Annotated in this window: 8 protein-coding genes and 1 pseudogene; 5 read left to right on the top strand and 4 right to left on the bottom strand. The window is 33.1% G+C overall.

Going from position 1 to position 7,391, the window contains the following annotated elements; translation table 11 throughout:
• Positions 1-68: 68 nt before the first annotated feature.
• Entirely contained in the window at positions 69-959 is an 891-nt protein-coding gene (locus tag AA80_RS00900) for a DUF5685 family protein (RefSeq protein WP_103875996.1), read from the top strand.
• Positions 889-1,119, top strand: coding sequence for a hypothetical protein (locus AA80_RS00895; RefSeq protein ID WP_103875995.1), 231 nt, complete (start codon positions 889-891; stop codon positions 1,117-1,119). Before AA80_RS00900 ends, AA80_RS00895 begins: the two co-directional genes overlap by 71 nt.
• 62 nt (positions 1,120-1,181) lie before the next feature.
• Here the strand turns inward: AA80_RS00895 and AA80_RS09870 are convergent, their stop codons facing one another.
• On the bottom strand, positions 1,182-1,415 hold the full coding sequence (locus AA80_RS09870; protein ID WP_134080027.1) for a hypothetical protein: 234 nt from the start codon (positions 1,413-1,415) through the stop codon (positions 1,182-1,184).
• Between the two features lie 247 nt (positions 1,416-1,662).
• On the opposite strand from AA80_RS09870, the gene AA80_RS00885 reads away from it, so the two are divergent.
• Entirely contained in the window at positions 1,663-2,775 is a 1,113-nt protein-coding gene (locus tag AA80_RS00885; RefSeq protein WP_103875993.1) for a KamA family radical SAM protein, read from the top strand.
• A 74-nt stretch (positions 2,776-2,849) separates the two neighbouring features.
• Complete coding sequence (locus AA80_RS00880) at positions 2,850-3,809, top strand: P1 family peptidase (RefSeq protein ID WP_103875992.1); 960 nt, start codon at positions 2,850-2,852, stop codon at positions 3,807-3,809.
• Here AA80_RS00880 and AA80_RS00875 read toward each other — a convergent pair.
• From AA80_RS00875 to AA80_RS00865, 3 genes are read right to left on the bottom strand one after another with little or no spacing between them, the layout of a single operon-like run.
• A complete protein-coding gene (locus tag AA80_RS00875; protein ID WP_103875991.1) occupies positions 3,796-4,311 on the bottom strand; it encodes a chromate transporter in 516 nt (171 codons plus the stop codon). The two genes, AA80_RS00880 and AA80_RS00875, sit on opposite strands and share 14 nt — an antisense overlap.
• Positions 4,308-4,871 carry a chromate transporter gene (locus AA80_RS00870; protein WP_103875990.1) on the bottom strand — a complete coding sequence of 188 codons (564 nt, stop codon included), beginning with the start codon at positions 4,869-4,871 and terminating at the stop codon, positions 4,308-4,310. Before AA80_RS00870 ends, AA80_RS00875 begins: the two co-directional genes overlap by 4 nt.
• Positions 4,872-4,885: 14 nt before the next feature.
• Positions 4,886-5,590 carry a GntR family transcriptional regulator gene (locus AA80_RS00865; RefSeq protein ID WP_103875989.1) on the bottom strand — a complete coding sequence of 235 codons (705 nt, stop codon included), beginning with the start codon at positions 5,588-5,590 and terminating at the stop codon, positions 4,886-4,888.
• 267 nt (positions 5,591-5,857) lie between these two features.
• On the opposite strand from AA80_RS00865, the pseudogene AA80_RS00860 reads away from it, so the two are divergent.
• A pseudogene (locus AA80_RS00860) lies at positions 5,858-7,357 on the top strand (sulfatase family protein).
• The last annotated feature ends 34 nt before the right edge of the window (positions 7,358-7,391 follow it).

Here is a 7,391-nt window from a genome sequence, read left to right as displayed (position 1 = left end):
GCGGGGTGAAGGGGCGCTAAAATGAAGTTTCCAAAGAGAGTAAAATTAATACAAATGAGGATAAAATAATGTACGGATATCTATCTATCTATTTTACCCCTACCGAAGAAGAAAGAAAAAATTACCTATATTACTATTGTGGATTATGTCATTCTTTGAAAGAAAATTTAGGAGAGTGTTATAGACTCACGACGATAAAAGAAGTGGTTTTCTTTTCAATGCTTAATAACCCTGTTGAGAGCATAAACGAATTCAGGTGCCCATATGTAGGATTTAAAAAAAGAGTTAAACCTGCGAGTAATTCTTTCATGACACCTTATGCTTATCTCAACTTACTCATAATCTATGGAAAACTTTTAGATTACAACTTAGAGGGAAAGTTAGTACCCAAAAAAGTTTTAAAAAAATTGGAATCAAAACTATTTGAATACTTTGACTCCAAGATTATCAAAGAATACAATCATCTATTAATGAAGCAACAAAAGGTTGAAGAACAAAATTTGGATTTGGATGATTATGCTAAGCCATCTCAAGAAATTATGGAAATGTTATTCGAAAAATTTTTCCCTCAAGGATTTCCCGCAACCATGCCTATTGTGACCGCTTATTTGATATATTTGGTAGACAGTGTATACGATTTCCATAAAGATATAAAGAAGGGAAACTTTAATGCCATAGCAAGTTCTTTTGGAGTCACAAAATTAGAAGAATTAACCCAGGATCAAAAGGAGAGAATTTTGTTCACTTACGATTTATGTTCAAAAGAATTTGCAGAAAATATAGAAGAAATTGCTAATTTCAACAGTTTTTTAGTAAAAAAGTTAGCCACTTTTTCTTTGATATATCATAGAAATTCTGTCACAAAGATTTTAGATGGAGGAAAAAAAGATGAAAGAGCAACAAACCATTCCAGAACAAATAAAAAAGGGAGAGTTCAGAAACCTGTTTTTAAAATATAAGGAAGATGAAAAATTTAGAGAAAAAATAAATACTTTTAGAGCGGGTTACTATAGTTATGGAAGAAGTGGATGTGGTAGCTGTTTACAATGTTTAGGGGCCACGGTATGTTTAGATACCCTTTGTGAATGTTTTGGCGGAGATCTTTGTAATTGGTTTTAAAAGTTTATGAATTTAAACATAAAAAATCCCCTAATTAAAACTGCTTTTTTGGTAATCTTTTTTTACTTGCTTTTCCTTATTTCAAGGTATTTGAGAATCGCTCCCACCGTTGTTAGTTTAATTCTCCCTTTAGGAGCTTTCTTTTTAGAAAAAAGATATGCATTTATTTTCAGTATTTCAATTTTCTTTTTAATATTTATCAGTGGCTTTGTTGTAGAAGCAAATGGTATATTTTTGCTCTTTTTTCTTCCAATTCTATCTTTTATTGTTATAGAAAAATGGTTGTTAAAACACATATTCATTACCTCTCTTTCAATCCTTGCTTTTTATCTTATGTATACTTTCTTTGGGGAGCTCCTTCCGGATTCTGTAACTAGGGGAAAAGGTTTATTCTTAATAATACTTCTTTATTTATTTTTTACTAATGTTTATGGATACTTATTAAAAAGATTGAAATATGAGATTTCTTCTTTACTGGATAATTTTTTTCAAAAAGAAAATTATTAATAGAGTACATTAAAAAATATGAAAGGAGTTGTTTCTATGTATCCAGAATACATAACTAAGTTAGAAAAAGTAAAAGGAATTTCACAAGAAGAGCTAAAAGAACTTCAACCTGTTGAAGAAAAGTATAAATTCAGAGCTAATGAATATTACTTGGACCTGATCGATTGGAAAGACAAAAATGATCCTATAAGAAAGATCATTATTCCCAGTGTTGAAGAATTGGAAGATTGGGGATTAGAAGACGCCTCAAAAGAACATTCATATACAATAAGTAAAGGTCTGCAACACAAGTATAGGGATACCGCTTTACTATTAGTAAATGATGTATGTGGAAGTTTCTGTAGATTTTGTTTTAGAAAAAGATTGTTCAAGAACATAGGTAAAGAAGTTGTTAGAACCCGTGAGATTGATCAAGATCTTGATTATATTCGAAAACACGAAGAAATCACAAATGTTCTCCTGACTGGTGGAGATCCTTTACTTCTTTCAACAAATAAACTTAAATCAATTATAGAATCTATTTGTGAAATAGATCATGTAAAAATCATTCGCATAGGTACCAAGACCCCAGCCTTTAACCCTTTTAGAATAATATCGGATGATACTCTACCGAGTTTAATTAAAGAAATTTCCAATAGTGGTAAAAAATTATATTTTATCGTTCACTTTAATCATCCCAAGGAATTAACCACTTTTTCTATACAAGGAATAAATATACTCCAAAATTCCGGAGCCATAATAGCGAATCAAACTCCTCTTTTGCATGGTATTAATGATAATCCTAAAACATTATCAACATTGTTTAAAAAGCTATCCTTTAATGGTATTCCTCCCTATTATGTATTTCAAAATAGACCTGTCATGGGAAATAAAGGTTTTACTATTCCTTTAGAAAAAGCTTATTCAATATTCCTAGAATCTTTAGAAGATATCTCAGGTTTAGCCAAAAGACCTAGATTTGTAATGTCTCATGAATCTGGAAAAATAGAAGTTGCCGCATTGACTAGCAAAAATATTATCTTTCGTTATCATAGATCGCACAATCTTGATAACTATGGTAAATTTTTTATCTTCAAAAGAAATCCACAAGCCTATTGGTTTGATGATTACAAAGAATTAGTAGAAATATATAATTACAAAAGCTTTTAAAATATATAGATAAGGTTCCATTACTTAAAGGATAAAAATTTTTAGTTAGTCATTTAAAAAGGAGAAGATTAGATATGTTCAATAGTATAACGGATGTTCCAGGAATAAAAGTAGGACACTACACTGATTATAAAGCATTGACAGGTTGTACGGTTATTCTAACCGAAAATGGGGCGGTAGGTGGAGTAGATGTTAAAGGCTCAGCCCCAGGTACAAGAGAAACAGATTTACTAAAACCGGGGAATCTTGTTCAAATGGTGCACGCTATTTTATTAACCGGTGGAAGTGCTTTCGGCTTAGATGCAGCAAGTGGAGTTATGCAATTTTTAGAAGAAAATAGTATCGGCTTTCAAACAAGTACCGTTAAAGTCCCAATAGTAGCTGCTGCAGTGATTTATGATTTGGATATAGGAGATCCAAACGTTAGACCAGATAAAAGATCTGGTTATGTCGCAGCAAATTTAGCAACATCAGATTGTATTGAAGAAGGATGTGTGGGTGTAGGAACCGGGGCACTTGTTGGTAAGGCGGCAGGTGTTAACAATGCTATGAAAGGAGGGGTAGGAACTTACTCCATTGAATTAGGTAACGGAATAATTGTCGGAGCTATAACGGTTGTGAACGCTACAGGAGATGCTTATGAAAAAGGGGAAATAATAGCTGGGGCAATAGGTAAAAACAAGAAATTTTTGAATATATCTGAATATATGAAAAAATCGACTTTTAATGCTAATCCGGGTGAAAATACAACTCTATCCGTCGTAGCTACAAATGCAAGATTGTCTAAAGAAGAAGCAAACAAAGTGGCTCAAATGAGCCACGACGGAATGGCAAGAGCAATAAGACCTGTTCATACTATGTACGATGGAGATACTATTTTTTGCTTGTCTACGGGTGATTTACCAAGCGACGTTACTTTAATTGGTGAAGTGGCAGCAGAAGTAGTAGAAAAATCAATTATAAAAGCTATCAAATCGGCGAGAAAAGTTGGCAATATTCTCAGTTACAAAGATTTGAATCCTAGTAAAAGATAATTCCCACTACTCCTGTCATAACTATTATAAAAATCGGATTTAATTTTGTGAAAAACAAAAGTACCAAAACCCCAATAAATATCAGAAAACTCGCCAAATTTAAGATATTAGCGACTCCTATTGTGTATGCAGAACCAAATATCAACCCGATAACAGCAGGTTTTAGAAATTTAAGAATATTTTGTTGAGTATCGCCATTTCCGTTTTTAAAATATCTGCCTACCAGTAATCCTATAATTAACGAAGGCAGTATGACTGCAGTTGTCGCGACCAAAGAACCAACTACCCCAGAAACCTTATATCCAACAAAGGTAGCACTATTTACTGCTATTGGTCCCGGAGTAACTTCTGATATAGCAATTAAATCGAGAAACTCTTGAAGCGGCATCCATCCTCTTCTTTCCAATTGTGTTTGGACGAGTGGAATCATAGCGTAGCCACCGCCAAATCCAAATAAGCCAATTTCAAAAAAAGAAAAAAACAAGCCAAATAAGGTTTTCATGGCTTTTTTCTCCCTTGGGACATAGAGTAAAGAGTACCCATAATGAAAGCGATAACAATTATATAAATAGGATTAATGTTAAATACTCCAATTGCAACAAAAGCCCCTGCAGCTAATAAAACTAAAACGATGGACCATTTAACTGATTTTGATAAACTTATTGCGGCGTATACAATAAGTGCTGCTATAGCAGGTCTTATACCTTCAAAGGCACTTTGTAAAACGCTAAGTCCTGCTGTTTTCGTAAGGGTAAAAGCTATCACCAATATTATTATAGAAGAAGGTAAAGAAACCCCTATTGCTGATATAACCGCTCCTAAAACCCCCTTTATATTGTATCCTACTAAAATAGAAAGATTAATAGCCACAGCTCCTGGTATAGTTTGAGTTAAAGATACCGTGTCTGTGAACTTATCCTTTTCTACCCAATTTTTCTTTTCTACGACTTCTTTCTCCATTAAAGGAATCATAGCGTACCCCCCGCCAAAAGTGAAGAGCCCTATTTTAAAAAACGTAATGAACATTTTTAACACTATTTTTGATTTGCCTTCTTCACTCATTTATATTATTCTCCCTACAATTTTAATTCAGTAAAGAATCTAAAATGATCAGCCCTTATCAGGCTTTCTCTGAATTCTACCAACCTATTTTCCGAATCATATGTATATCTTGTAGTTTGAAAAAGAGGAATATTTTCATCAATTTCTAGCAATTCTTGGGCTTCTATCGAAGGTAGGATAGGTTCGAGATATTCTTTGGCATTGACACATCTTATTCCTTCTCTGGCAAGTAAATCATACAAAGGTTTTGTTTCTAGATTTTTATTATCTGTTTTTTTTAGAAAATCAATAGGGATGTAAGAGCTTTCCAATATTAAAGGAATTTCTCCAACTAATCTCAACCTTGTAATTTCCCATAATTCGACGTTTTTAAATTCATCAACATCTTCCAGTCCAGAGACGTTTTTTACCGATATAAGTTTAGTATTAGAATTCTCAAGCTTGCTGGCTATACTTTTTCCAAAACTGTAAAACTTTAAAAGACTTTGTTCCCAAAAAAGAGATTGAACTTTATATCCTCTTCCTTGGTAACTTTTAATTGTCCCTTGTTGTTTCAATAAACTTAAAACTTTTCTTATCGTAGTTCTTGTTACATGGAATTCTTCGGCTAGCTCATTTTCTGATGGAAGAAATGAGTTCATTGGATATTCTCCTTCATATATTCTTGAAATTATTTTGTCAGCAATCCTTTGATAGATTGGCGTCTTATAATCGGCCATTTACGATACCTTCCTTCAAGAAAGATACACAAATATGTCTACTCCTACTTGTATACACAAATTATATCAAATAAAAGGAATTATGTCAAGAGTTCTCAGGGTACTATGAAAAACCGGATGATTTTCTGTGCAAATTGATTAGTAGTAAAATAATATTAGCAAGGATCCCAATAATGTTACTAATCCATATATTTAAAAAATATATTATAATTAGCATAAGTGCACCAAAGCAACAAAATATTAAAAATTAGAGGGGAACGAGTAAAGATGAGAATATTATTTATCGATATTGACACTTTAAGGGCAGATCATCTTGGGAGTTATGGATACTTACGAGAAACCTCACCAAATATTGATGATGTGGCTAAAGAAGGTATTAGATTTGATAACTACTATTGTTCTGATGCCCCGTGTTTACCTTCTCGTGGAGCTCTATCTACAGGTAAATTTGGTATAAAAACAGGTTTAGTTGGTCACGGTGGAACAACTGCTGACATGCGAATAGAAGGTAAGAATAGAGATTTTCAAGATAAACTAGCATATATGAGTTTACCTGCTTTGTTGAAAAACATTGGATTTCATACAGTTACGGTAAGTCCTTTTGGAGAAAGGCATTCTGCTTGGTGGTTTTATGCTGGATTCAATGAGGTTTATAACCCTGGAAAATGTGGCCTTGAAAGAGCGGATGAGATCGTTCCTTCAGCTCTAGAGTGGTTAAACAAAAATGCTGAGTCAGACAATTGGTTTTTACATGTAAACGTTTGGGATCCACATACGCCATACAGAACACCCTCTGACTTTGGTGACCCTTTTGAAAATTCATCTATACCAAGTTGGTATAACGAAGAATTAATAAAAAGACATAGAAAGTTAGCTGGTCCACATACTGCTCAAGACTTAAATATGTATGACAATCGTGAAGATCCAAGATTTCCAAGGCAACCTGGTGAAATAAAAAACATGAACGATTTGAAACAATTAATAGATGGCTATGATACAGGTATTAGATATGCTGACTTTTGGATTGGAAAGATAATAGATGTGTTGAAAGAAAAAAGAGTATATGAAAATACAGCTGTGATAATATCTGCCGATCATGGAGAAAACATAGGGGAGTTGGGTATATATGCAGAACATGCGACAGCTGACAACATAACCTCTAGAATTCCCTTGATAATAAAATGGCCAGGTGGATTAAAAAGCCATGTACATCAAGGCTTTTTATACAATTTGGATCTAATATCAACATTGTACGAAATATTTGAATCAGAAATAAAAAGTAAGTTTTCTGAAGAATATATTCAAATGTTCAAAAAAGAAATGGACGGAATAAGTTTTGCAGATGTAATATTTAAAGGTGAAAACATATCTAGAAAGTATTTGATCTTAAGCCAAATGGCACACGTATGCCAAAGAAGTGTTAGATTCGAAGATTGGATTTATATGAGAACTTATCACGATGGATACCATCTTTTCCCTAAAGAGATGTTATTCAATTTAAAAGAGGATCCTCACGAACAAAATGACATAGCCAAAGAAAGCCCAGAAATTTGTAGGGAAGCACTGTCTTATTTAAATGAGTGACATGACGAGATGATGAAAGAATTACCCGAAGGATACCAAGTAGATCCATTGCAAACGGTTTTAAAAGAAGGTGGACCTTTTCATACCAGAGGTCAGTTGAAAACTTACTACGAAAGATTAATAGAAACAGGTAGAGCAAAAACAGCCGAAGAACTGAAGAGGAAATATCCTGAGGAATTTTAGCATTTTTTAAAAATAAAAATGATTTTCCCATGTG

Source organism: Petrotoga sibirica DSM 13575 (assembly GCF_002924625.1).
GTDB classification, from domain to species: Bacteria; Thermotogota; Thermotogae; order Petrotogales; family Petrotogaceae; genus Petrotoga; species Petrotoga sibirica.
Note: the sequence above shows the minus strand (reverse complement) of the source record. Positions and strands in the feature narration are given on the sequence as shown.

Bases quoted from the DNA above. Each gene is read 5' to 3' on its own strand.
- AA80_RS00880 (WP_103875992.1), top strand. From the start codon at position 2,850: ATGTTCAATAGTATAACGGATGTTCCAGGAATAAAAGTAGGACACTAC.
- AA80_RS09870 (WP_134080027.1), bottom strand. From the start codon at position 1,415: ATGTGTTTTAACAACCATTTTTCTATAACAATAAAAGATAGAATTGGA.
- AA80_RS00865 (WP_103875989.1), bottom strand. From the start codon at position 5,590: ATGGCCGATTATAAGACGCCAATCTATCAAAGGATTGCTGACAAAATA.
- AA80_RS00900 (WP_103875996.1), top strand. From the start codon at position 69: ATGTACGGATATCTATCTATCTATTTTACCCCTACCGAAGAAGAAAGA.
- AA80_RS00895 (WP_103875995.1), top strand. From the start codon at position 889: ATGAAAGAGCAACAAACCATTCCAGAACAAATAAAAAAGGGAGAGTTC.
- AA80_RS00885 (WP_103875993.1), top strand. From the start codon at position 1,663: ATGTATCCAGAATACATAACTAAGTTAGAAAAAGTAAAAGGAATTTCA.
- AA80_RS00875 (WP_103875991.1), bottom strand. From the start codon at position 4,311: ATGAAAACCTTATTTGGCTTGTTTTTTTCTTTTTTTGAAATTGGCTTA.
- AA80_RS00870 (WP_103875990.1), bottom strand. From the start codon at position 4,871: ATGAGTGAAGAAGGCAAATCAAAAATAGTGTTAAAAATGTTCATTACG.